General features: G+C 36.4%; 23 protein-coding genes and 1 tRNA gene. 12 read left to right on the top strand and 12 right to left on the bottom strand.

The window, feature by feature from the left end; genetic code table 11:
• Positions 1–13 precede the first annotated feature (13 nt).
• Positions 14–886, bottom strand: coding sequence for a hypothetical protein (locus JST55_11650; GenBank protein MBS1494161.1), 873 nt, complete (start codon positions 884–886; stop codon positions 14–16).
• A 254-nt stretch (positions 887–1,140) separates the two neighbouring features.
• Here JST55_11650 and JST55_11645 point away from each other — a divergent pair, with 254 nt between their 5' ends.
• Positions 1,141–1,992, top strand: coding sequence for a hypothetical protein (locus tag JST55_11645; protein ID MBS1494160.1), 852 nt, complete (start codon positions 1,141–1,143; stop codon positions 1,990–1,992).
• Positions 1,993–2,003: 11 nt separating this feature from the next.
• On the opposite strand, the gene JST55_11640 is transcribed toward JST55_11645, so the two are convergent.
• Positions 2,004–2,600, bottom strand: coding sequence for a hypothetical protein (locus JST55_11640; protein MBS1494159.1), 597 nt, complete (start codon positions 2,598–2,600; stop codon positions 2,004–2,006).
• Positions 2,601–2,682: 82 nt separating this feature from the next.
• Between JST55_11640 and JST55_11635 the strand changes: the two genes are divergently transcribed.
• Together JST55_11635 and JST55_11630 are read left to right on the top strand one after the other, a co-directional pair.
• Positions 2,683–4,470: a tetratricopeptide repeat-containing sensor histidine kinase gene (locus JST55_11635; protein MBS1494158.1), complete on the top strand. Its 1,788-nt coding sequence runs from the start codon at positions 2,683–2,685 to the stop codon at positions 4,468–4,470.
• A gap of 3 nt (positions 4,471–4,473) precedes the next feature.
• A complete protein-coding gene (locus JST55_11630; protein ID MBS1494157.1) occupies positions 4,474–5,040 on the top strand; it encodes a HAMP domain-containing histidine kinase in 567 nt (188 codons plus the stop codon).
• A gap of 21 nt (positions 5,041–5,061) precedes the next feature.
• Here the strand turns inward: JST55_11630 and ftcD are convergent, their stop codons facing one another.
• From ftcD to JST55_11595, 7 genes are all read right to left on the bottom strand, one after another.
• Positions 5,062–6,678: a glutamate formimidoyltransferase gene (gene ftcD, locus JST55_11625; GenBank protein MBS1494156.1), complete on the bottom strand. Its 1,617-nt coding sequence runs from the start codon at positions 6,676–6,678 to the stop codon at positions 5,062–5,064.
• A gap of 16 nt (positions 6,679–6,694) precedes the next feature.
• The gene (locus JST55_11620) at positions 6,695–7,420 is read right to left on the bottom strand and encodes a class I SAM-dependent methyltransferase (protein ID MBS1494155.1); all 726 of its coding nucleotides are present in this window, start codon (positions 7,418–7,420) and stop codon (positions 6,695–6,697) included.
• Positions 7,421–7,434: 14 nt separating this feature from the next.
• On the bottom strand, positions 7,435–8,292 hold the full coding sequence (locus tag JST55_11615) for a Cof-type HAD-IIB family hydrolase (protein MBS1494154.1): 858 nt from the start codon (positions 8,290–8,292) through the stop codon (positions 7,435–7,437).
• An 86-nt stretch (positions 8,293–8,378) separates the two neighbouring features.
• Positions 8,379–8,455 (bottom strand) — tRNA-Asp (locus tag JST55_11610).
• Positions 8,456–8,692: 237 nt separating this feature from the next.
• Positions 8,693–10,192 carry a hypothetical protein gene (locus JST55_11605; GenBank protein ID MBS1494153.1) on the bottom strand — a complete coding sequence of 500 codons (1,500 nt, stop codon included), beginning with the start codon at positions 10,190–10,192 and terminating at the stop codon, positions 8,693–8,695.
• A 27-nt stretch (positions 10,193–10,219) separates the two neighbouring features.
• Positions 10,220–10,996: a cation transporter gene (locus JST55_11600; protein ID MBS1494152.1), complete on the bottom strand. Its 777-nt coding sequence runs from the start codon at positions 10,994–10,996 to the stop codon at positions 10,220–10,222.
• 120 nt (positions 10,997–11,116) lie between these two features.
• A complete protein-coding gene (locus JST55_11595) occupies positions 11,117–11,698 on the bottom strand; it encodes a helix-turn-helix transcriptional regulator (GenBank protein ID MBS1494151.1) in 582 nt (193 codons plus the stop codon).
• Between the two features lie 179 nt (positions 11,699–11,877).
• Here JST55_11595 and JST55_11590 point away from each other — a divergent pair, with 179 nt between their 5' ends.
• From JST55_11590 to rpsA, 9 genes are all read left to right on the top strand, one after another.
• Positions 11,878–14,277, top strand: coding sequence for a S8 family peptidase (locus JST55_11590; GenBank protein ID MBS1494150.1), 2,400 nt, complete (start codon positions 11,878–11,880; stop codon positions 14,275–14,277).
• 129 nt (positions 14,278–14,406) lie between these two features.
• Entirely contained in the window at positions 14,407–14,721 is a 315-nt protein-coding gene (locus JST55_11585) for a winged helix-turn-helix transcriptional regulator (protein ID MBS1494149.1), read from the top strand.
• A 19-nt stretch (positions 14,722–14,740) separates the two neighbouring features.
• Positions 14,741–15,187, top strand: a complete 447-nt coding sequence (locus tag JST55_11580) for an SRPBCC domain-containing protein (protein MBS1494148.1) — start codon at positions 14,741–14,743, stop codon at positions 15,185–15,187.
• 7 nt (positions 15,188–15,194) lie between these two features.
• Positions 15,195–15,623, top strand: a complete 429-nt coding sequence (locus tag JST55_11575; GenBank protein MBS1494147.1) for an SRPBCC domain-containing protein — start codon at positions 15,195–15,197, stop codon at positions 15,621–15,623.
• A 20-nt stretch (positions 15,624–15,643) separates the two neighbouring features.
• The gene (locus JST55_11570) at positions 15,644–16,063 is read left to right on the top strand and encodes an SRPBCC domain-containing protein (GenBank protein ID MBS1494146.1); all 420 of its coding nucleotides are present in this window, start codon (positions 15,644–15,646) and stop codon (positions 16,061–16,063) included.
• Between the two features lie 183 nt (positions 16,064–16,246).
• On the top strand, positions 16,247–18,100 hold the full coding sequence (locus JST55_11565) for a T9SS type A sorting domain-containing protein (GenBank protein ID MBS1494145.1): 1,854 nt from the start codon (positions 16,247–16,249) through the stop codon (positions 18,098–18,100).
• A gap of 1,382 nt (positions 18,101–19,482) precedes the next feature.
• A complete protein-coding gene (locus JST55_11560; GenBank protein MBS1494144.1) occupies positions 19,483–20,379 on the top strand; it encodes a hypothetical protein in 897 nt (298 codons plus the stop codon).
• Between the two features lie 453 nt (positions 20,380–20,832).
• Positions 20,833–21,519, top strand: a complete 687-nt coding sequence (locus tag JST55_11555; GenBank protein MBS1494143.1) for a (d)CMP kinase — start codon at positions 20,833–20,835, stop codon at positions 21,517–21,519.
• A gap of 246 nt (positions 21,520–21,765) precedes the next feature.
• Positions 21,766–23,667 carry a 30S ribosomal protein S1 gene (gene rpsA / locus JST55_11550; GenBank protein MBS1494142.1) on the top strand — a complete coding sequence of 634 codons (1,902 nt, stop codon included), beginning with the start codon at positions 21,766–21,768 and terminating at the stop codon, positions 23,665–23,667.
• Positions 23,668–23,771: 104 nt separating this feature from the next.
• Here the strand turns inward: rpsA and JST55_11545 are convergent, their stop codons facing one another.
• The 3 genes from JST55_11545 to JST55_11535 all read right to left on the bottom strand — a co-directional run bounded on the left by JST55_11545 (position 23,772) and on the right by JST55_11535 (position 25,208).
• Entirely contained in the window at positions 23,772–24,440 is a 669-nt protein-coding gene (locus JST55_11545; protein ID MBS1494141.1) for a hypothetical protein, read from the bottom strand.
• Positions 24,441–24,449: 9 nt separating this feature from the next.
• Positions 24,450–24,644 (bottom strand): hypothetical protein, encoded by a 195-nt coding sequence (locus tag JST55_11540; protein ID MBS1494140.1) that lies wholly within the window; start codon positions 24,642–24,644, stop codon positions 24,450–24,452.
• An 87-nt stretch (positions 24,645–24,731) separates the two neighbouring features.
• Positions 24,732–25,208 (bottom strand): GNAT family N-acetyltransferase, encoded by a 477-nt coding sequence (locus tag JST55_11535; GenBank protein MBS1494139.1) that lies wholly within the window; start codon positions 25,206–25,208, stop codon positions 24,732–24,734.
• Between the last annotated feature and the right edge of the window lie 67 nt (positions 25,209–25,275).

Raw genomic sequence — 25,275 nt, 5'->3', positions numbered from 1 at the left:
CGGCTTTTTAATTTTAAAAATTTGTTGTTGAAAGGTCAACTGTCTTGCTGAAAGAACCTCTGGTAAATTTCACAATTGCATCACAGCTTCCGGAGTTTGGCGAAAAATCACAGCCCGTCGTTACACCTCCCTTTGTAAAATTAGCAGTTCCTGTCAGAGGATATTTACATGTAGAATTAAACAAAAGCGGCGTTGAAGCAGCGATTGAAATTCCGTATGATGCACTGTTTCCGCTGTCATCTATATTGCCTGTTCCGTAAAGAGTGTATGTATCGTCCGTTACATCTGATAATGAATTGAGATTAGCTGTGCCTTCCAGTGAAGTGATTACAAAATCTTTATTACCGGTGTATAATGTCTGGAGAAATACTTCTCCGCTTGAATGAAACCTGTAACTTGTACCGCTGACTCTTTTGGAAGAAAATTTAAGTCCGCCAATAATTCTTATAACCGTATCGCTCAAATCATTATTCTTATAGATTCTGAAATCATTAAAAGAAATTTCTGAATAAAGAGAATCACCTGCTGAATTCAAAGTATATGAAAGCGTATATTTCCCGCTTCTTCTTACCCCATCCATTCCTGCACATCCCGGAAATGCTGAATAAACGACATCTAAAACATGCGGTACCTGAGCTGAATCATTATATAAATTGGGACAAAAATTTGTGACAGGAGTAATGTTATTTGCTTCCGCCCACCCAAATGAATTAGCGTCCGTTAAGAACTTTATTACCATGGAGATGTTCTTTGCCGAAGCCGATTCCTTATCAACATTTTCATCTACAACAGGAGTAATTACTTCGTCCTCTTGTTTGCATCCATTATGTGTTACGAGGGAAAGAAATAGCAGGATGAGGGGGAGAGTACATATTATTTTTTTCAAATTATTCTCCGTAATTTTTAATTTCAATATAGTAAAATAAATCGAAATTGTTAATTAAGATAGGATAATACAATAAAAGTTATATAAAAAATTCTTTCAAAATTATGCATTTGTTATTAAATCTCATTTTTTTTAATATCCTGAAACTATTATTCAATAACTCTAAATTGTTTAATATGAAATACAATCTGCGTATTTCCCTATTTATTTTTTCTTTCTTCCTATACTGTAATTCTTATTCCCAGATTAATGTAGTGCCTAAAGGATGGGGATGTGAGTATGGCGACAATATGAATCCCACGGATGCTTCAAAGGACGGCAGTACAATGGAATATGATATGTATATTTATCTGATTAGATGTATTGATAATAAAGCTATCGATGCCGGCGCAGATTACAATTCTATTCCATCATCTGTATATGCCGATATATGGATATTTAATAAACAAATAAATCATTTCAAAAGCGGTATAATGAATCTCAGTCCTGTTTCAGGAGGAGTAGAAGTTCCCTATCTGAAAGACTTTGACCATAACAACAGAGAACACTGGATAATAAAAGATCCGGTAATAATTAATCCTTATGAATCTCGAAACATCGAGGTTATGATAGGATTTCCGGACCCACAGACACCGGATGTTTACCGTAACCATATCATTCCGTTTACTAATTATAGTTTTCCTCAGTCCTACATGATATCTCAGGGACCCGCAACAATAAGTATAAACTCACTTCAGGATTTTACTGTTGCAGTTTCAAATTCAATGTCTGTGCCATTTGCCGGAGCTTCATTACCTGCACCGGACGCGCTGTCACTCTATTTTTGTTCAATGAAACTTCCGGCATTAAGAAACGCATTCAGAGTACCGATTCAAACTATTCCGACAATTGGAGGAGCGCCTTTTACTATTGTCTTCCCGGGCAAGACGGTGAAAGAATCGTACGATGCAAGGGAGTTTGATATGGGAGAAGGAGCAGCAGTTGTTAAGGCTGTGAAATCTTATGAGTATATGCTTACATTCAAGGAGTTTAATCTGAACATAGACATGAGATGTTTGATTACTCTGGTAGATAAATCACAAAAGATTTACAATTTTGTTCCCTAAACATAAAGACTTTATCTCAGAGTAATTGTTTTATTCGTCGGCGCAAATTCAACACGTAAACCTGTTGGTGCATATCCGTTATTTACTATAAAGTCGAGTGTATTTACTCCCTGCACGAATCCTGATTTTATTTCAAACGGAAACAAACCTCCTTTAAATGCTTCAAACGGTGTTGCGAAGCCTGTGCTTTGTCCGTTGATCAAAATATCCACACCGTTGTTATCTGTGCTCCATCCGCCTTTTATTACAGTGCTGTTCAAATCATGTCCCGTGAGATCAAAATATAATCTGTAGATATAAACTCCTTCTTCATTCCATTTGCCTGCGTCTGTGCGCGGAGCAATCCATTTTGATTTATCGCCGTTCGGATACCAGTTTCCCATGGGAAACTCGTTGGATAAAATCACTTTTGCATCAGGTCCGGGATAATTCATATCGGCGCTTTCTATTAAAAGATAATGCGAGTCAGTTTCTCCGTCGGCGAGGAGATTATTGAAATCGTCCATTCCAGTATTATATAATCCAGGTACAAATGAAGACTGCGAATATGACTCCCTTGCTGTTGAAATAAAAATTAAAAGTGCTATTAAAAATTTAAAATATTTCATATGCTTTTTTACTGAAACCAATTTTTAGGAAATTTGTTTCAATTAAATTTTTATTTATGAAATTCTTTGTTAATTTGTTCTAATGTTCACTGCTGAAACTGATAATATCCTGCAACAAATCGAAACTGCAAGAGAGTTGGGCCGCTCCGGTAAACTTAAAGAATCAAACGAATCTTTAAAATCTATTTTATCCTACTGCAAACAAATAAATTTTGAGCGCGGAATCGCCGACGCCTCCTACGCCATTGGTAATAATTACGATAAACTTGAAACCCCTGAAAAAGCCGTTGAGTACTGCAGTGCTGCTTTGCCTGTATATGTTAAATTAAATGAAGGCAAACGTGAGGCATACTGCTGCCTTATTCTTTCCAAAGCTTATGCAGATATCGGCGATACTTCAAAACAGGCCGAGTTTTTATTCCGGGGACTTGAGAAATCCATTGCTGTTAAAGATTTGCTCCTTCAGCATAAATTTTATAACAATGCTGCAAACTATTATCAGAATATTTTAAATGATTTAAATAAAGCAATCGAATTTGTAAAGATTTCATCGGAGATAGCCTCTGAAATAAATGATAACTACGGAGTTTGTGTGACTAACTGCAATCTCGGTAATATGTATGCCATCACAGGAGAGTATGATAAAGCGCTTGCTCATTTAAAAATTGCAGAGGATGTAAATGCAGACGGGCTGAACAATGAAATACTCAGCTGCTATATTATTATGTTTATAGGTACAGTGTACTGGAAGCAGAAAAAATTTGATATAGCACTGGAATGTTTTGAGCGCGTAGTAAACCTTGCAATAAAAAATAATAACTGGGGAGTTTACGGTGAATGTGTTACTGCCATGGGAGAAACATATCATTTTCTGGGAAGAACGAATGATGCTATACGGCTTTACAAAAGCGCAGTTGAAATATTGAGAGAAAAAGGGATGTTCAGACTTTTAATAACTGTGTATTCAAATTTTTCCGAGTTATATGAGAAACTTGAAAAATATGATGAAGCCTTGCATTATCACGAGCTGTTCAGAAGTACACGCATAGAGCATCTTTCCTTACTTAACAAAAAGAATCTCGAGAATATAAAAATTGTCAGTCATCTGCATGAGTCCCAAAAGGAATCGGAAATTCTTAAAGAAAAAAATGCAGAGCTGTTTGAAATAAACCGCCAGCTTATAGAAGTAGATAAAGAAAAAAATGATTTTCTCGGAGTGGTAGTGCACGATTTAAAAAATCCTCTCACAAATATTATTCTGATAGCGGGGAATATTAAAAGAAATTTTGAAAAACTCGCATCTGAAAAGAAGATAAACTCATTTGAGAAAATATTTCTTACATCTCAAAGAATGCTTCAGATAATCGACAGCCTTCTCGATATAAATAAAATTGAATCGGGAAATATCACACTGCATCCCGAAGAAATAAATGTGAAGACCTTGCTGGAAAATATTATATCGGAATTTGAAACATACTCAACACAAAAAAACGTAAAAGTAAATTTGATCGGCGAAGCAAATGCAGAAGTATTGAACAACGATGCAGTGGTGATAAAAGAGATATTAATAAATTTAATCTCGAATGCTCTTAAATATTCTCACAAAGACAGTGAGGTGAAAATTAGTTATTATAAAAATACAGATACAAAAACAGTTTTTGAAATTACCGATAACGGACTTGGTATAAAGGAAGAAGAAAAGAGCAGAGTATTTCAGAAGTTTGCAAGAATTAGCAATAAGCCGACTGCGGGAGAAAACTCTACAGGGCTGGGTCTTTCAATCGTAAAAAAATTAACTGAGCTTGCAGGAGGAGAGATTTCATTTGAATCTGAATTCGGCAAAGGAACAACTTTCAAAGTAACATTTTAATTTATGTATCTTGAACTGGAAAAAGCCAGAGGGCTTATTGAAAAAAAGAAGTTTACGGAAGCGCTTGAAATGCTTCTCCCACTGGAAGATTCGGATGAAGGCGGACCGGAAATCCTGAAGCTGATTTCACTATGCTATAAAAATTCGGGAGATTCCAAAAATGCATTTGTGTACTTTAAAGCTTTTACTGATTCTGAACACAAAAAAATTCTGCAGGAAAATAAGGCGAAAACGGAAGAGCTTAATAACGCTCTGACCATTCACCAGTCACGAAAAGAAACAAAACTTCTACAGGAAAAAAATACTGAGCTTCAGAAAGCAAATGACGAACTGAATAATCTTAGAAAAAAGAAAAATGAAATTCTTGAAATTATAAGTGAAGAACTGAAACTGCCTATTGTAACTATTCAGGGAATTTCAATGAATCATTTCAGAAAAATATCAGACGATAAATCAGAAAGCTTTGATGAAATTAAAAAAGATCTGGAGCTTGTTGAAAACCTGTCTCAGGATATTCTGAAAAATGTAAACTCCATACTAGAAAAAAACAAAGAGGAACATAGAGCTTAATTTATTTCTTTCTATCTCTTACTATCTCTTCTCTAAAATCGAGCAGACTTTTTTACAGTTTTTCTCTGCATTTTTTAAAATCTCTTCACCTTTTGTAATCATATCAGATTTGTAAGCTTCGTCATCAATGTTGTTCAGATTTATAAGAACATTTTTATAAGCACCCCATATACCTGTCTCCAGAGATTTAGCACCGACTTCCAGATCACTTGCAGAAGAAATATTCCCATCCTTCGCCATTTTAATCATATATTCCCAGCACGAATCAGAAATTGTCATTACTGAGAACGGAACTGTGATAGCTTTCTTCAGTCCTTCCTGCATTTTTGCATGACGCACTTTTTGCTCTTCTTTAGTTTTATTAGGCATTTTCATTGCAAGCATGTAATCATTGAATGCATTTGTATCGGCATCAATCAACGGAATAAGCTCTTTCATTTTATAATGAAGCGGTCCTATGAGTTTTCTCATTGTAGCATCTAAATGCTCGAACTTTTTATTACCATAAGTCATCCAGCCTACCATTGCTCCAAGCGCTGCACCCATCGAAGCAATCAGAGCAGAGACGCTTCCGCCGCCCGGTGCAGATGTACGCGCGCCGACAAGCTCAACAAAATTTCTTACTGTTAAAGAAGCAAGGGGCTCTGCGCCTTCTTCTTTTATCATGTACTCAATAATTCTTTTTTCAGGAATGAACGGAGAGATGGATGAAAGTCCCAGACGCTCAATTACTAATCTTATCTTCTGCGCTTCATCTACTAAAAATAAATTTTCTTTCTCTATATAATAATCGGCAGCCATGAGCATTGCTTCAAGCGGAATGAGTCCGATAAGCTCAGAACCTGCAACTGCAAGATGCATTTTTCTTGCATCGGCAGCGCACTCTTCGAATGCAATATGAGGCGGAGTGATTTTATAGTTATCAAGATTCATTGAGACCTGCGCCATGTTGTACTCAGTAACATACCATCCGATACCCTTGACGGCTTTCAATCTTCCCGGTTCATCAGCGCTTCTTCCCTGCTCGCGGACATTCAGCGCAATTTTATGCGCCTGCTCTTTTGTGCCGAGTATATTAACATTGTATGCTATTAAAAAAAATCTTGCGCCTGTAACAGTTGCGCCTGATTTGGGAATAAACTCCTGCGGACCGAAATCCGGTTTCCACTCGGGTTTATAAATTTTGTCTTTGATGCCTTCGTACTCACCCTGACGGATTTGCTTAAGCATCTTTCTGTCGGGATTGTTCGAGGCTTCTTCGTATAGATAAATAGGAACGTTAAGTTCTTTTCCCACGCGCTCACCGAATCTTTTTGCGCACTCAACACATTCTTCAGTGGTAACATTGGCAACGGGAACGAAAGGCACAACGTCCACTGCTCCCATACGCGGATGCTCGCCTGAGTGCTTAGTCATATCAATTAATTCATATGCCTTCTTTGCAAACTGAAACGCACTTTCTACTACTGCATCGGGATCGCCAACGAATGTAAATACAGTTCTGTTGGTTGATTTGCCCGGGTCAACATCTAGCAGTGTAACTCCCGGAACTGCTCGCACTGCATCAGCGCATGCATTTATAATTTTTTCATCTCTTCCCTCTGAAATATTAGGGACACACTCTATAATTTTTTTCATACAAATAAAAATTAGATTATTTTTGTTTAACTACGCAAAATATTCTTAAAGAATTTTTTGCTGCCTTTTTGAAATTTTCGTTATAAGTATTTAATAAAGTAAAATTCTTTTTTACTTCAGATAAAATCTTTGTGGTTTCGTAACCTGATTCAGGAATCACCGATTTTATTAATTCATATTTTGCCGCTGAAACATGCTTGAAGTACTTTATCTCCCAATGAAAAAGATTTTTAGTTTCTTTTTTTACATTAAGGAGAAGTGTATCTTCGCCGGGAAACTCAGGATAAATATCGGATTGCGATAATATATTCAGTTTATACAAAGTATTAAAATCAAAAATAAAAATCCCGCCTTCATTCAAATGATTCCTGACACATTTAAAAAGTGATATCCATGAATAAAAATTATCCAGATGATTTATTGTATCATACACGCAAAAAATCATATCAAACTTTTCCTCAAGACTGAAGTTTGAAATATCTCCCTGAACAAATTTTGCTTTCTTGATTTTTTTGCACGCAACTTTAAGCATGCCTTCGGAAATATCAATACCAGTTAAAGAATATTTGCTGCTGAACTCTGCAAGATTTTCAGCAGTGCCGCAGCCGAGCTCAAGAATTTTTGAACCTGTCTTTAAATATTTTTTCGCAGTATTAAGTAAGAATTTTTTTGAAGAATTGTTTTTACCGATTACGGTATCGTAGAATGGCGCTAAGGAATCGTAATGATTTTTTGAAGCCACTATAAGATGTTAGGTTAAGAAACAGAATCGTAAACTAATTTTAAAAAATGACCTACGCCATCTTCATCATTAGTTTTCTCTGTTACATAATTTGCTTTTTCTTTTAGTTCAGGTACCGCATTATTCAAGGCAACATTTAAACCACCGAAATCAAAGAGATCTCGGTCATTGTACCAGTCCCCAAAAACAACGACTTCATTTTTTTTCACCCCAAGATATTTGGTTAATTCTTTCAATCCCGTTTTTTTGCTAACACCTTTTCTCAATATTTCAAGATTGTAAATTTTATTCATGCTGTTGGAACGGTAGTATTTTATCTTCAGAGAGAAATTGAAAGGAAATTTCATCTTGCTCATGATACTCTTTACGTTAGCTTTGTCGTTACCCATAAGAATAATTTCAAGCACATCATCCATATAATTTTCATAAGAATCTACAAGACGGTATGTTGTTCCCACTCGGGACATAAAATCTTTTAGAACTGAGTTATCATCAGTGTAAATAATTTCATCATTATAGCAAAGTGCGATGCGAACCATAGAGTTTTGTGCAAGAGTAATTGCTTTTGCAACGGTTTTTGGATTGATGACAGATTTGTTAAGCACTGTTCCGTTTCTTCCCTTTACTAAGGCTCCATTAAGAGAAATAAGTGGAATTTCGATATCAAGACTGGAAGCAATAGGAATTAAAGATGAATAAATTCTTTGTGAAGCGAGAGAGAATAAGATATTTTTTTTCTTTAGTTTGGCAACTAAATCTTTTGCAAGCTCTCCGATTTGATTTTGATTGTTTACCAGCGTTCCGTCAACATCTGACACAAGAAGCTTTATTCTTTTCAGACGCGCTTTTATTTCTGAGATTGGTAAGAGCAATGTGAATCAATATTTGTTAAGAATTTGAACTCTTTAGAGTATAAAAAAGAAAACCCGAAAGCCTTCCGGGTTTTAACTTTTTAGCTTGGCGGAATCGACGAGACTCGAACTCGCGACCTCCTGAGTGACAGTCAGGCGTTCTAACCAACTGAACTACGACTCCATTGGTGTAATCTCTAAATTAGTCAGTTTTTACGACTTTTGCAATGGAGATTTTGGGGGTATATGCTTATTTTTTAAGTGAGACTAACTTCTTGTAAAATCTTATACCAAAACTTACGCCCCATCGTAAGTTTTCAACAAATTATTGTTTTATTAGTTGTTTATTTGATATATTCTAACCATTTACATAAAATTACACAAGATTTTGGTTTTCCTATTGCCTCTTATAGATACTATGCTATTTCATTAACATAGGAGATAACTTAAGATAAATCTGAGCCGAAACCGGATTCTTTCCATAGTAAGTTTCCAGATCCGACGGTATAAAATACAAACTTCCCTGAAGCCCTAACGAAACATCCGCTCCGACCGCATTTCCAATTTTGTAATTTGTCCCAAGTGTAAAAGCATTTATACTGAATTTTCTTCCGTGTTCAAATCCTGAAAGCGCAAGCTCCTCTGCATCCTTTTCAACAAACTCATATCTACCGTATAAATTTGCTTTGTTAATTTCATAATTACTTTCAAGCAGCAAAGAATGCTCTTTATGATTATCACCTTCACCGCTTTTCTTATCGTTCATTCCCCATGCAATAGTTGTGTTCAGATTCGAGGTCTTTGTAAAATTGTAACTGTGTGTTACTGAAGCCGTCGTTCTGGTTACATCTACTTCAGGCTCTAATGCTTCGGGAGCTTTTATAAATCCCTGCGAAAACTGCAGCGCAAAATTTCTGTCGGGATTAACGGACACTCTGTAACTGTATGAATTAAATTCACCTTTATCAAAATTATACCTGTTCTCATCAGGTTCCTTTCCATTAAAAATAGAACCTTCTATTTTAAATATATTATACCGCACTCCAAATGTACCAACACCAAACGTAATATGTGTTGCATCCTGCCAGTGATGTGAAAGCGGCGCATCGGGATTATTTCCTGCCGATACTCTGTGCATAAATGCAACGGGACCCAACGCAGGCTCGCCGGGATAACCGAAGTACCCTGTTACATCAACATCTTTACTCAATCTTTGAGTGTATGCAATACTCAACTCTGAAAACAAATCATGCGGATGCTGCCTGTTCACCAACGGATTTCCTTGCCATGTTTCACCTGACTGGAACAGTAAAGGATATCCGTCTCCCCTTTCAGTTAATCTATCCAATGACATCATCAGTCCGAATTTTATTAATCCGTCTGCACCGATTTTTCTCTGAGCCATTCCCATGAACCAGTTCGGCGCATCGAACATGCTCGCCCCTCCTTTACCTTCATTGTTTATATTAGTACTCGTATATCTTAAAAATACTCCCCCGTGAAACATAAGCATCCAGTTATTTGAGTGAACCATATAACCGTACATAGGTGATGCATCGGGCAGCCATCCTGTTCCCGAACCGTTCCTGTTCATTGGCAGACTGAGTGAATACGAATGTGACATTGCCATATCATCCATATTTCCGTGCAAATGCATATCATGGTTATTCATGGAAGGATTTTCCGAAGAGTTCATAAAAGAATTCATTGTGGAATCGGACATATTCATTTCTCCATCCATATTCATTTTTGAGTGGTCATGCTTATTCGAATCACTCATGTTTTCAGGTGTTTCATTTGGCATCTTCATATCCATTGTATCTTTCTTTGTTTTAGTTGTATCGTCATCGTGATGATGGTGCTGAGCAAAAGATGTATTTGTTAAAAGAACTAATAAAGTTAATGCGAAAATTATTTTTATTGATTTCATTTTTATAATTAAAAAATTTTAGTTTAAAAAAATTAACATTACTACAGCCATTATAACCATCAGTAAGTCTTCTATTATTGTTATCGTTGTCATCGGTAAATTAAAAACAGTTCCAAGACATGCGCATTGAATTTTATTTTTCTTAAGAACGCTTTGTATCACTCCAATGGAGCTTATACTCATTACCAACAAAGTAATTATGTTAGTAGTTTGCGGAAACGTGTGGAATAAATAGCTGACACCTAATCCAAGCTCAATGAACGGATAAATAAATCCATATCCTCTCCATTTTTTTGCAATCACGTCATAAGTCGAGTAAGCATCTGCAAATCCTGAAAGGTTCAGGAATTTGAAAAACGAGAAGATTATAAAAAATCCTCCCATGAAATTATTCATTTCATGCATCAGTTTGAACTCACCTTTGTTAACTGCTGAAAGAATTACGAATCCCATTAAGTAAATAAAAATAACTATTAACGGAGTGAAAGTAGTGAGTTTGCTTTTCTCTTCTTCAACTGCTGCAAAAGGATTCAAAGGCTTATTTGAATCTGAATGAATTTCTGTATGAATAACTGAATGAGATTCATGCATTTCTTCGAGTGAATACTTGCCAGCGCTTTTTATAGCTTCGTTTAATTTCTTTGTTTCAATGTGCTTTCTCATCGTAACAACTGCCTGCTGAGGATTGAGAGTTACCACAACATTTTCGACATCAGGGATTTGCACAATTGCTTTCTGCACTTTTCCTACACACGCTTCACAGTGCATTCCTGTAATTTTATAACTGTGTTTCATATTAGATTTTAAATTTTATAAATAATCTTAACTATACAAAATTATGAAGACTGCAATGAAAGTCCGTTACATAATTCCGAAAATGATTTATAAAATTTTAAGGAAGGATTTTAAGGATATTTATGAAATCTTATCCAGCGGTTTACGCGCCGATAAAGATTTTGAGTGGGTTTGTTTGAACTGAGAAGGTGTTATTCCTGTTACGCTTTTAAACTGATTAGATAAATGCTGCACACTACTGTAGCCGAGATTGAATGCAATTTCCCCCAGTGAAAGCTCATCATAAACAAGAAGCTCTTTCACTTTTTCTATTTTTTGAAGTATGGTAAATTTTTCAATAGTTATTCCTTCAATTGATGAAAACAGGCTGCTTAAATAATTATAATCCAGATTAAGTTTTTTTGAAATATAGGAAGAGAAATTTTCTGTTTCCTTCTTATCTCCTTTATTGTAATGAACAGATTCAATAATTAAATTTTTGATCTGCTCAATAGTCTTTGCGCCTTTTTCGTCAAGAAGTTCAAATCCGTTTTGCTCTAATACATTGGAAATTTTTGTTAACTGTGAAGCTGAAGGTTTTTTATCAAGTGTAACATTTCCAAGATTGACTTCAGTAATATTTAAACCCAGACCTGTTAACTCATCCCTGACAACTTTTACGCAGCGCGCGCAGACCATATTTTTTATTGAAAGATTATACATGCCGTACATTCTATATTAAAAAGAATAATAAAATATACTCCTTTTAAAAAATTATTATTATACTATAATTTGAATACACCGCAAAATAGCACATTTACCTATGAAATTTTTAAGGATATTGCTTAAAAAAATAAATACCTGTATGTTTAATTAATCCACTCAACTTAAATTTTTCAAGTATGAGTAAATTAATTGTATTAATTTTACTTACAGGATTTTTCTGCCCTCTTTGGGCAAATCCCAAAATCTCCCCTTCGCTTCAGCAAAAAATGAATCAATCGACGGAATCTGAATTTATTCCGGTTTATGTTTTGTTTGACAGCCATCTTACTTTACAGGATTTTGCAGATATACCTTATGATACTCCCCGAAATGAGAGAAGAAAAATTGTAATCGAAAGACTGCAGCAATATGCTGAGCATCATCAGGCAAATGTTAAATCTTTCCTGAACATGCAAAAGTCAATGAATGCTGTTCAGAATTATGAAGTATTATGGGTTAGCAATGCTATAGTGACAACATCAAATCGAGACGCTATTCTTGAGCTGACAAAGTTTAACGAAGTGAGCATGATTTATTATGATTACCCTACTCCGACTGAAGAGTTAACTGATGTAGTCACTCCGCGAATTCCTTTTAATACTAATAATGCAAATCCAATGACAATTAACCCGGGGATTCCTTTTTTGAAAGCTGATTTATGCTGGGCTGAAGGAAATAAAGGGAAGGGTGTTCTTGTCGGAAATGTTGATAACGGATTCTGGTGGAGGCACCCCGACCTCGTAAAAGGTGTTTATCAGAATCTAGGTGAAGACGCAAATCATAATGGTATGACTGTTATCTGGGGAACGGGAACAACTTCTGCGTTTGATGCGGGAGATGTAAACGGCATCGATGATGACGGAAACGGAAAAGTTGATGATTTTATCGGATGGAACTTTGCTACCAATACAAACAACCCTGCAACTAATGACCATGGCACAGCAACATTAAGCCAGATAATTGGTGATGGTACAATGGGAACACAAACTGGTGTAGCGCCTGAGGCAAAATGTATTATAATGAGAAACGACGGAACTAACGGAGGCACACAGGCAAATCAATGGCTCGGATTTCAATACGCTTTATTAATGGGCGCAGATGTTATCACCAGCTCATTGAGCTGGAAGTGGGGTTCGCCAACTGACCCGCCAAATTATTCTCAATTCAGACTTGTAACAGATATATCTCTTGCAGCAGGTGTGATGCATACAAACTCAACAAGCAACGACGCAAATATTCGTGGTATACCAAATAATATTTCCACTGCAGGAAATTGTCCTCCGCCATGGCTTCATCCAGACCAGTTAAAAAGAGGAGGAATAGGAGGAGTAATTGGAACTGCCAACATAGATGTGAGTACGGGACTGATACATTCAACATCACCTTACGGTCCAACTACATGGGGAAACTGGAGCCTATGGGGAAGCTATACTTTCCCAATAGACAGCGCTCACAAAGATTATCCTTACAGCAGAGTAGCGCCTATTGAAGTTCCGGACTCGATGGGTTTATTAAAACCTGATGTTGCTGCTCCGGGGGACGGTACCCTTGCATGCTATGTATTATCAGGAACCGGTTATGGCTCTCCTTTTCTTGGAACATCTTCAGCTACTCCACACACTGCCGGCGTAGTTGCTTTGATGCTCTCTATAAATCCCGAATTGCTTCCGCAGGATATTGCGAAAATAATTCAGATGACTGCAATTGATATGGGTACTCCCGGTAAAGATGAACGGTACGGAGCAGGAAAAATTGATGCATACGCTTCGACTAACTCTCCTAAATTTGTAGTAGCGGGAATAAACGGAGGAAGTAATATGCTTATTAATTCCACTCTGGCAGCATCTGATACGGCACGCGAATTAGTAGGAATAAAAATATCGACAAGTTTAAATCCGCAAGTAGGCTCTTTAAGAACTCTGAAGTTCGGTATGACAACAACTGCAACTGCTTCGAACATTACAAGCTTCGATTTATATTTTGATAAGGATAAGAACGGATTTGTGAGTACAGGTGATGTAAAGTTGAAGAGCAGGGCCTTCGCTTCAGGACCAATCACATTTGATTCAATAAAATTTAAATTTCTTGATACAGCAAGAACATTACTGCTTGTTGCAAGAACTACCGCTTCTGCATCAGGTTCACAGACTGTGAATATCGGGCTAACTGATACCAATCAGGTTAAAGCATATTACAATACAACTGCAGCAGGTACAAATTTTCCATTCGGTTCAGTTACCGGTACAGGCAATACGAACATGCAGATTATTTCTTATAGTCTTTCACAGAATTTCCCGAACCCGTTCAATCCTTCAACACAAATTTCATATTCTCTTGCAAAGGAAGGGTTTGTAACAATAAAGCTATACAATATTCTCGGAAAAGAAATTGCGACTTTAGTAAATAACCATAGAACTGCCGGAACATATGAAGTAGAACTGAATACAGACAATTTAAAATTGTCATCGGGAATTTATTATTACACAATTGAATCCAACGGATTTTCAGATACAAAAAAAATGATACTTCTGAAATAATCTTAATTATAATTTTTTTATTTAGGGAAGAAACTTTCCACTTGACACGTAACCATAAAGTTACGTATTTTTGTGTAACTAAAAAGTTACACATTTTTATTTTTAAAGTTTATTAACATCATAAATTAAATGAGCAAAAGAATCGACGGTATATTTTCTGCGCTGGCAGACGGAAGCAGAAGGCAGATGCTTATGATGCTTACCGAAAAAGAAATGCATGTGAACAACATCGCAAAAAATTTTAAGTTCAGCCGTCCTGCAGTATCGAAACATTTAAAAATCCTTGAGACCAGCAAGCTTGTTAAAGCGCGCAAAGACGGAAGAGAAAGATATTACAGATTAAATCCGGAACCGCTGAACGAAGTTTACAAATGGCTTGAGTTCTATAATAAATTCTGGGACGACAAGCTTAACTCCTTAAAAAACTTTATTGAAAATAATTAATAAATCTTAAAACAATAAAATGAACTCAACTGAATCAGCCGTAATAGAAGGAACACTCTGTAAAGAAGTAATAATAAATGCGCCTGTATCGAAAGTATGGAAGGCATTAACTGAAAAAGAACAAATAGACCAATGGTTTATGCCGCCGGAAAATTTTAAGCCTGAAATCGGTAATACATTTAAAATGACAGGCTCTAAAGACGGAGTAAGTTATCCTCACACCTGCACAATCACAGAAATCATTCCCGAAAAAATATTAGCATATACATGGAGCATATCTGCAATCGACGGAGAAACTCTCGTAACATGGGAACTGCAGGAAATGAATTCGGGCACTAAACTTACACTTACACATTCAAACTGGGATAAGGTTAAGTTCAACACAACTGCAATATCTACCAATGATTATATCAACGGCTGGAATCACTTTACAAACAAATTAAAAGAATATTCAGAAACATTATAAAACAAAAATGAATAACACAGAACCTGTAATAAAAGAAGTTACTATAGATGCTCCTGTCTCAAAAGTCTGGAAAGCTATAACAGAAAAAGAGCAGATAGCAGAATGGCTTATGCCATCAAATGATTTTGAACTGAAAGCCGGAACAACATTCCATATGACCGGGTCAAGCAAAGGTGTGGAATATCCGCACATCTGTACCATAACAGAGATAGTTCCTGAAAAGAAACTCTCATATACCTGGGCAGTGAAAGATAAGCTCAGCGATACTCTTGTTACATATGAACTTGAAGAGCAAGACGGAAAAACAAAAGTTACTCTTACACATTCCGGATGGGATAAAGTTACACTTAACACTGTCGGAGCGACAAGAGAAGATTACAACAACGGATGGAATCATGTTCTTCCAGGTCTACAGAAATATGTTGAAGCGAATTAATTCAGTTAAAACTTACAACAATGACAGAACCTATTATAAAAGAAATCATGGTTAACGCTCCCATAGCAAAAGTATGGAAGGCGTTATCTACTAAGGAAGACCTTGCAAAATGGTTTCATGCCTCCGGCGATTTTGAACTCGAAGCAGGACATACATTTCACATGGATGTTCAGCATGAAGGAAAAGATTACAAGCATACATTAACAATAACTGAAATCATTCCTGAGCAAAAGCTCGCGCTTGACTGGTTCATAAACGGAGACCCCGGTATAACCCATGTTGAATATGAACTTGAACCAGAAGGCTGTAAAACAAAAGTAAAAGTTACGCACTCAGGTTTTGATAAATACGGAGAAGCAGGTGCTGAAACCCGCAGCGGATACAACGGCGGATGGGACCATGTGCTTAATAAATTGCTTAAAGAATTTGTAGAGAATTAAAATTTTAAGACCAGTTCCTTGTTTTGCAGGGACAGGTCTTTCACATTTTACAAATTTTTGTTCGTTTTTACGCTAAAAACAATGTTTTTTAAAAATTCCCTTTCACACTCCTTAAAAACTTACGATTGATAAGCCGTTCATTTCCTTTTAGTTTTACAGCAGTTCATAAAACTAAATTAAAAAATGAAAAACATTACACTCGCAGTTCTACTCTTTATCTTAACAGCAGGAATTACTTTCTCCCAAAGTAAATCCGTTGGAACAATCACACAGACACAAAACATCGCTCCCGATGGAACAAACAATTACTCAGCGCAATCTATCTCGCCCGAGCTGCAGAATTTATATAAGGAATTAAAACAGGCAAAGAACGAAGGCAATCTTTCCAACATCAAACTAATTCAGAACCAAATCAATAATCTCTCAGGTTCTGCGCAGCCGAATATTACACACATTACAAATGTTGCTTCATCACAATCAAGTGAAGGAGATAATTTTAATTTCACAGCGATCAACTCAACTCATCCGGTTAACTCAGGCGCAATTGCTACCGATAGAATAACCGGATATATCTACGCAGCTTATACACGTTACATGGTAGGTGAAAGCGATGAAATGTGGTTTTACAAATCCACTAACAACGGATTGACATGGAACAGCTTCTATCACTTTTCATTCCCCGAATATACTGAGCTTGATTATAATCCTAATGAGCTGGATATAGAGGTAATAAACCGAGGCGACTCTGCTTTCATCTGGGGAACTGCAGGAGTAAGCGTAACAGGCACGTTCAGCTCTGCTTTAATTTTCAGAATGAGAGCTGACGGAGCAGGATTTAATTCCGGAGTTCTTAATACTGAAGAATTGAGCATCAACTACCGCTTCCCAAGAATGACAAGCGATGCATCACGCTATACTACCGGAGCATTTGTTTACTTTATGTACACTCAGGATTCCCTCGGTGCAGGTAATAACAAGTATCTGAAATCAAAATACCTGTACATCTCAAATCCGTTTGATACTGAACCAAACATACACGAGCTTGGAAACTCCCCTAACGGAGCGTACTTTTATTATACATCATCGGCTGCAGGTGATAGCTGCTATATGCAGAATGATATTGCTTACGTAAACACTCCGGGAGATTCAGACCTTGTAGTTACCGCTACTGTTGTAAGAGGCAACTTTGCATTCGCAGGGCAATCAATCTACTTTACAACTTCTTCTAATTACGGAGCCGCTGTTGACTACAGCTACAATATTATGGATACCAGATATCTGAAAGCTCCAAGAATTTCTTCGCCGGGATACAGAAGCAGAAACCTGATGGTTGCCGCTAACAGATTATATGCAAACGGCGACTGGGACCCATACTACTATTATTCAAAGAACTACTCGCATAATACATCTAACTTTTTGCAAAGCGGTTATCTTGATAATACAGCCGATACCTGCTATACCGTAGATGTAAAAGCAAGACCACGTTCAACCGATAACTTCCTTTTTGCTATTGCAAATAAAGTACAGAGCTATGACAGCAAAGCTTATGTTCTGGGATTACCATTCAAAGCAGGAGTTTTTCAATCTGTATATGTTGCAAATCCTACGGGTAATTTTGGTACAGGTAACTTTGCCGCCCCCGTTGCGGGATTCCGAAACGTCAACAACGATTCATGTATCATTGGCTGGCAGTATGCCTCCGGCATGGGCTATAACGTTACAGGCGGACAAAGCGGAACAATGACAGGCACAGGAAATAACTCAACAACTCCTGATAATTTTTCATTGGGGCAGAACTACCCTAATCCGTTCAACCCAACAACTAAAATTTCATTTACGATTCAGCAGAACTCTTTTGCAAAACTGACTATATATGATATCATGGGAAGAGAAATCACAAAGCTTGTTGACGGGCAGCTAAATGCCGGAGTGCACAGTGTTGATTTTAATGCATCGGCTTTACCAAGCGGAGTTTATTATTACAAGCTTGAAGCAAACGGATTCAGCGATGTGAAGAAGATGATGCTGGTGAAGTGATTTAAGAATTAAGATTTAAGATATAGGATTCAAAGTCGCATTATTGTCACATTTGTTCTTTGACCACCCCCTTCCCCCTCCTTAGAAAAAGGAGGGGGCTTGTTCTCCTCGTTCCGATGTTATCAATTATCGAATCCCGCTTTAGCGGGGCTTCTGCGTTGGAACGTATATTTCTAAAGCCGCATTATGTCACAATAACATTTTAACTTTTTGATTATTTAAAAATTGGCCTGATTCTTTTTCAAAATAAAGTCAGGTCATTTATGAACGAAAGCCTTCGGAACTCCAATGCCGAAGGCTTTTTGTTTAACACAGATTTTTATGATGACTAAGATGACACAGATAAAAAGTCGGGTATGATTTTACAGCTTGTCATCCCGTGCTTGCTTGCCTAGCTTTAGCGGGGACCCGAGGGATCCAATCATATTCTGCTTATGCGACCACCCCCTTTCCCCCTCCTTAGAAAATGAGGGGCTTCCCTTGCTCCCTTCTAAACCTAAGTTCACTACTTCCCAACAGCCTGTCCCGCTTTAGCGGGATCCTCGTTGGGAAGTTTATTTTAAAGAATGTAGTAAAATAGTCGGATTTTTAAAACTCCGTTGTTGTTTTTTCAATACTACCATTTTTTATTTTCAAATTTTGACGGGTTTTTGATGAATTTTTCTGCAAAATAAGAATACGAATTATCCAATTATGCATCCTCTACTTTACAAGGAGGACAGAGGGGCTGAAAGTCCGCCGAGGCGGAGCGGTATCAATTTTGACCTCACCCCTAACCCCTCTCCTTTGTAAGGAGAGGGGAACTTTTCCCGCGCAATAAATTTAACAAGAATAGATTTGGAAGTAAAGAAGATGTTCCCTATTAGTAGGAATGGGAAGAAAAACCTGACAGGTTTTCAATCCTGTCAGGTTGTTATCAGGACCCGCTATGTCATTCCCGCGAAAGCGGGAATCCAATCATCAAACTTCGTTTGATTGTTCTTTTTGTCTTGATACAAAAAGAACCAAAAAAATCAAGGCTCTATAAATTTCCCTAAAAATCACTCCGAAAATCGCGCTCGAAGTAAACTCGCTTCGCTCAGACATGCTTCTCGCCTGCGATTGTTCTCGTGATTTTCTTTACGGAAAATTTATAAGGCCGGCTAGCTTTGTGTTCTTCCGTTCCGACGCTGAAGCATCGGAACGAGAGGTTTATATTTTTACACAAGCTTCCCCCTCCTTTTTGAAGGAGTGGGACTGAGGGGGCGGTATCAATTATAAGAATAGCTCAGAAACAATTAATAAACTGACAACAAAACATGACTGCATAAAATTGAAATGAATACCAGAAAAAACTTCTATATTAATTTTTTTATTTATATATTCATAGATAAAGCACCGCCATGAAAAAGCTAATTTTATTTTTTTTATTAGCCCTCGCAAATATTACCTTCGCAAAAACATCCCTTACAATTAAACAATTCATAAGAGACAGTTACATAAATTTAAGCTCTTATAAAGTTGTTTTTATATCAGGTAAAGACACAGTTGCAAATATTCAATCAGCTTTCAGCCTGAATGAAAAAGTACTTTTCAAAGACAGTTTAAATCTATATTCTGAAAACGAGATAACTATACTTTACAGTAAGAACGATACAAATTGGAAAGAATCAAAATATAATTTTCATTTATATGGAGATGAAAAAGAAGTAATAATTGAGGCCGAATACAACAGAATTATTTTAGAAAATATTGATATTTATCGCTATTATAAAGCTCCTAAAGAGATAAAAATATTTTCAAATTGGGATGAGTTAATAGGAAGCGAACCTGCATTTAAGATAATTAATAATTCATCATTTACTTTTTTTAGCTTATTTAATGAATTTTGGGGCAGCACTTATAAACTAGAGAAAAATGAATGGGTTTTAGAAAGCATTGGCGGAATATGTGGTACAAGAAGCGACGGCCCACCTTTTAAACCGGGTGATACAATAATTTCTAAGGTAGCGGATTATATCGGTGAAGATTATGCGGTTCAAGAAAAAGGGAAATATAAATATGTAGTTCTAATGAGCACAGGTAATGCACTTAATTTTGGAAGGCCAGTTCCACAATCTTACCCTGATAAAAAAACTTATGATATATATTCTCTGGAAAAGGATTTTGAAATCACAAGTGATTCAATTCATTATCCGCGATCTAAGTATGAGAAGAGAGAAATAAGGGGAATTTCCAATTTAATGCAAAAATTGGTAGAAAAAGTAATTCTCAGCGAGCCTGCAACAATTAAAAAGTAGTCAGAGAATTTTTCTTCATAAATAATTTGTTTTATTTAAGAAATACAACAACTTCCCGCCCTCCTCCTCTCCCTTGAAAAATTCATAAATAATTGTTAAATTTAAGGTTTCCAATAAAGAAGACGATTTTTATTTGTGAGCGAAAATACTGGTGAAAGTACCGAAAATACTTTGAATGCAAACGAGGTTAAAAGTGCAGAAAACGCGACTGAAATCCGGCCTGCAGGTGAATCTGTAACACCCCCAACTGAGACTAAAAGCGAAACCGTAACTGAAAAAGTTACAACCCCTGAGAGCACACAAAAGGATACGAAAGAAACTTCCATAAAAGAAGTTCAGAATAATAATACACAGGAAGCAGCTAAAGAGGTACCAAAAGAAGAGATTCAAAACGAGATTCGTGAATCTTTTAATGAATCAACCGCAGAAGCTGAAGCCGAGCAGGTTGAAGAAATTAAAGCTCCCGAGCCTCCGGTAAATCATTACAACGGAAACACAGTTGTTGCTATCGACGGTCCTTCAGGAACAGGCAAAAGCACAACTGCAAAGCTTCTTGCAAAAAGACTGAACTACTTATACATAGATAGCGGCGCAATGTACAGAGCCGTTACGTACAGCGTTCTTCAGAATAAAATTCCTGTTACTGATACTGCTGCGATAATAGAGCACACGAAGGGATTAGATATAGTTTTAGAAGATGAAAAAGTTTTGCTTAACGGAGAAGATATTTCCGCTCCGGTAAGAGGCGTACAAGTTACATCGAACGTAAGCACGATAAGCGCGATAAAGGAAGTAAGAGAAATGCTCGTTGCCAAGCAAAGAGAATACGCAATGACTAACAGCGTTGTTATGGACGGCAGAGATATCGGCACAGTTGTTTTCCCTTACGCTCAGTACAAATATTTTCTTGTATGCGACCTGAAAACAAGAGCAGCAAGAAGGCAGCAGGACTTCAGAGATCTAGGATTAGAAATTGCCACGAATAAGATTGTAATGGAGCTCCGCAAGCGAGATGACATTGATACAAAGAGAGAGGAATCCCCTCTTAGAAAAGCAGATGATGCAATAGAGGTCGATACGACTAATATGATTATCGAAGAGCAGGTTGAGTGTATATACAGGAAGATAGTACCGAAGTAAGTTTCAAATTACGAGTTTCAAGTTTCAAAAAAAGAAACATATATAGAAACATAAAGAGTTTTAGAAATTGGTTTTAGTGTTGTACTCAATACACATTACTCACTACCCAATACTAAAAAAAGCCCGGGATAAGAGCGGGGATTTATTAACTAAAGCCTTAAGAGACTTTTTAAAAAATCCATAACAAGGATTGCAGAATATTTCTGCGAAAGCTCAAGAAGGAAAAAACAAAGGACACAAAATTAAATGAGTGAAACACTAACACAGGACAAGAAAAACGGCGCAGCTACCGATGAGCTCGAAGCGAAACCGAAGATTGTTAAAGTTAAAAGAATTAAAGGTAATCTTTATGATGAAGCCGAGTATGAAAATATGCTTAAGCTTTACGAAAGAACCTTCAGTGTAATTAAAGAAAACGAAGTTGTTACAGGTAAAATTGTATCTGTTAGCGGCGACGACGTTCTTATCGACATCGGTTCAAAATCAGACGGAAGAGTTTCTGTAAATGAATTCTCTGACCCGAGCGAAATCATTGTCGGTAACGATATTGAAGTTTTCTTAGAGAAGATTGAAGATAAAGAAGGTCAATTAGTGCTTTCCAAAAAGAAAGCTGATTCCATTAAGATGTGGGATAGAATTGTTGACTCATGGAAGAACGGTACAATTGTTAAGGGAAGATGCGTAAGAAGAATTAAAGGTGGTTTCGTAGTAGATCTTAGCGGACTTTCAGCATTCTTGCCTGGTTCACAAATCGATACAAAGCCAATCAGAGATTACGATGAATACATTGGTAAAATAATGGAATTCAAAGTTATCAAAGTTAACAACCTTAACGAAAATATTATCATCTCTCATAAGGTCATTATCGAAGAAGGTATGGCCGGACAAAGAGAAGAACTGTTGAAGACAATCGAAAAAGGAATGAAGCTGAAAGCAACTGTAAAAGCTATTACAGACTTCGGTGTATTCGTTGACTTAGGCGGTCTTGACGGTTTGATTCATATCACAGACTTATCATGGGGAAGAATCACACATCCTACAGATGTTGTCAAACTTGACCAGGATATCGAAGTATATGTACTTGAGTTCGATAAAGAAAAACAAAGAGTATACCTTGGCCTGAAACAGTTAATGGCTCATCCATGGGACTCTGTAAAAGATAAATACAAGATCGGCGATAAAGTATCAGGTAAAGTTGTATCATTGACTGACTACGGCGCCTTTATTGAAATTGAAAAAGGTATCGAAGGCTTAATCCACATCAGTGAAATGAGCTGGACACAGCACGTAACTAACCCAACCCAATGTGTAAACATGGGACAGGTTGTTGAAGCGCAAATCTTAACAATAGATTCAGAGAACAGAAAACTTTCATTAGGTATTAAACAATTAACACCTAATCCATGGCAGTCATTGCTTGAAAGATTCCCTGTCGGCACAAAGCACAAAGGAAAGATCTGCAACATCACAGGCTTCGGCGTATTTGTTGAGCTTGAAGAAGGCGTTGACGGATTAGTTCACATCTCTGACTTATCATGGACAAAGAAAATATTCGATATAAACGAACACTACAAAGTGGGCGATGAAATAGAAGTTGTTATCTTAGGTGTTGATGTTGCTAACCAGAGAATTTCTCTTGGAAGAAAACAGTTGTTTGAAAATCCATGGGAAACACTTGCCGATACTTATAAAGTAGGTACAGAAGCAGATGCAAAAATTATTAAAGCTATCGATAAAGGATTGATTGTTGAGCTTCCGAACGAAGTTGATTCATTCATCCCTGCATCACAGTTAGCTGCAAATAATATCAGAAACTTTGCAGAGCTTTTCAAAGCAGGCGAAACTCTTAAAGCAAAAGTTATCGATGTAGATAAGAACAATAAAAAAATCGTTCTTTCGGTAATCGATTACTTAAAAGATAAAGAGCAGGACGAAATTGATGCATACGTTACAAAGTTCAACATTCCGAAGAAATTTGCAGCGAAAGATATTGCAGATAAGACAAGAACATATGAAGCAGAACAAATTGATTTCAAGATTGAAGATATAATCGGTGAAGACGTTCCGGAAGCAAATCATCCTCCGGTAATAATTGACCCGACTGCCCCAGCTGCACCGGAAGTTCCGGCTGAAGCGCCAAAGGCATAATCAAATTCAAAAAATTAATTCGCTTTAATAAATACAAAATCCCTTCAGGTGAAATCTTGAAGGGATTTTTTTATTGGAGAAATTGTATTATCTATAAATGATGATTACTTACACAGAGTAAATTTACTTTTGCCCAGAAAATGATAATTACTAATTTCGGAATCTCGGACTTTAAAAAGAGGTAAGTATCTAATAAATGGTATTAGTACTTTTACTTTTTTAACCTTACCGTGATGTTTATATTTTATTTTATCCTTAATTAAAATACCATCAAGATTCGTTTTAAAGATAAAATAATTATTGCTCAAATTACTTCTAAATCTCCATGGCGTTGCACCTTCAAATAGACTACAGTTAATTTTCATTTTATCAATTCTATCAAAATATTTTACGCTATCTTCTAAACTATTTTCGCGTCCACTGTTAACTAGTTCAAAATACTTCTCTTTTGGATTTACTGACCAATATGAATCCGAATAAACGTAATAATTAAAGCTTGAGAAGTAAAAACCATTACCTAAATTTTCAATCTGAGATATTTCATTAATAAAATAAATTGAAACAACGATTGTATTTGTGTCTTTAGAAGATTGAGAAAGTTTGAAAACTATATATCCTTTAAAGTTTAACGAGTCTTGTAAAATCTTAATATCTTGCTCTGAGTTGAATTGTGTGTAATAAAAACTTTTAGGAACTATTGAGTCCTGTGAAAAACCATTTTGAAATAGAATCAAAATAAAAAAAGTGAATATGTAAATTAATTTTTCATTCATTTTATTCACTTAGCTATTTTTAAAACTCTTTTCTATATCTTGAAAGAATTTTTGTAGTGCATTCCATTCCATATAATCATCCCATTCTTCAAAATTTTCTTTTGCTGATTTCTTAATCTTCTGTTCGAATTCTTCAAAGGTAGAGTTGTACTTTTTAGAATATAGGTCTATTCTGTTTTTTATCTGACTTAATCTGTTTTCCATAGCATAAAATTAATTATATAAAAACAGAGTTTCAAACGCTTTTAACCTGACAGGATTAATTCGCCGCGGCGAACTGTCAGGTTATTTCTAAAACACTATCTCCATTTTTATATCTGCCCGCGCATATGCAGCGTGATCTAATGGAATTTCTTTGAAGCCGAGTTTTCTGTAAAGACTGATTGCATTTTCAGAGCCTTTGGTATTAGAAAACAAAATTACTTTTACTGCTCCGAGTTCTTTTGCTTTCTGCAAGGTTGCTTCACCAAGCAGCTGGCCTATTTTCAATCCGCGGCAGGTCTTATCAACTCCCATTTTCGTAAGTTCATATACATTATCTCCCTCGTTAATCAATGCGCATGTGCCTACAAGTTTTCCTTCACACTCTGCCATTAGTATACGTCCGCCGCCGCTCAGGATGTATTTATCAGGATTTCCTAAAACTTCTTCATCCACATCTTCAACTACAAATTTATCTTTAATCCAGTCGATGTTTATTTTCCGGAATGCTTCATGATGCGAGGGATTGTAATCTATTATTTGAACTGATTTGTTTTCTGTTTCCATACGGAATATTACGGTTGTGATTAACTAAAGTTGTAAAAATTACTTCAATTGAATTTGGAAGACAACC

Source organism: Bacteroidota bacterium (genome assembly GCA_018266835.1).
In the GTDB taxonomy this organism is placed as follows: Bacteria; Bacteroidota; Ignavibacteria; order Tepidaquicellales; family Tepidaquicellaceae; genus JAFDZO01.
This window is presented reverse-complemented; position numbering and strand designations above follow the sequence as displayed.

Coding starts and splice junctions, on each gene's coding strand:
- JST55_11590 (MBS1494150.1), top strand. CDS start 11,878: ATGAGTAAATTAATTGTATTAATTTTACTTACAGGATTTTTCTGCCCT.
- JST55_11595 (MBS1494151.1), bottom strand. CDS start 11,698: ATGTATAATCTTTCAATAAAAAATATGGTCTGCGCGCGCTGCGTAAAA.
- JST55_11540 (MBS1494140.1), bottom strand. CDS start 24,644: ATGGAAAACAGATTAAGTCAGATAAAAAACAGAATAGACCTATATTCT.
- JST55_11565 (MBS1494145.1), top strand. CDS start 16,247: ATGAAAAACATTACACTCGCAGTTCTACTCTTTATCTTAACAGCAGGA.
- rpsA (MBS1494142.1), top strand. CDS start 21,766: ATGAGTGAAACACTAACACAGGACAAGAAAAACGGCGCAGCTACCGAT.
- JST55_11570 (MBS1494146.1), top strand. CDS start 15,644: ATGACAGAACCTATTATAAAAGAAATCATGGTTAACGCTCCCATAGCA.
- JST55_11545 (MBS1494141.1), bottom strand. CDS start 24,440: ATGAATGAAAAATTAATTTACATATTCACTTTTTTTATTTTGATTCTA.
- JST55_11630 (MBS1494157.1), top strand. CDS start 4,474: ATGTATCTTGAACTGGAAAAAGCCAGAGGGCTTATTGAAAAAAAGAAG.
- ftcD (MBS1494156.1), bottom strand. CDS start 6,678: ATGAAAAAAATTATAGAGTGTGTCCCTAATATTTCAGAGGGAAGAGAT.
- JST55_11635 (MBS1494158.1), top strand. CDS start 2,683: ATGTTCACTGCTGAAACTGATAATATCCTGCAACAAATCGAAACTGCA.
- JST55_11535 (MBS1494139.1), bottom strand. CDS start 25,208: ATGGAAACAGAAAACAAATCAGTTCAAATAATAGATTACAATCCCTCG.
- JST55_11560 (MBS1494144.1), top strand. CDS start 19,483: ATGAAAAAGCTAATTTTATTTTTTTTATTAGCCCTCGCAAATATTACC.
- JST55_11580 (MBS1494148.1), top strand. CDS start 14,741: ATGAACTCAACTGAATCAGCCGTAATAGAAGGAACACTCTGTAAAGAA.
- JST55_11575 (MBS1494147.1), top strand. CDS start 15,195: ATGAATAACACAGAACCTGTAATAAAAGAAGTTACTATAGATGCTCCT.
- JST55_11585 (MBS1494149.1), top strand. CDS start 14,407: ATGAGCAAAAGAATCGACGGTATATTTTCTGCGCTGGCAGACGGAAGC.
- JST55_11600 (MBS1494152.1), bottom strand. CDS start 10,996: ATGAAACACAGTTATAAAATTACAGGAATGCACTGTGAAGCGTGTGTA.
- JST55_11640 (MBS1494159.1), bottom strand. CDS start 2,600: ATGAAATATTTTAAATTTTTAATAGCACTTTTAATTTTTATTTCAACA.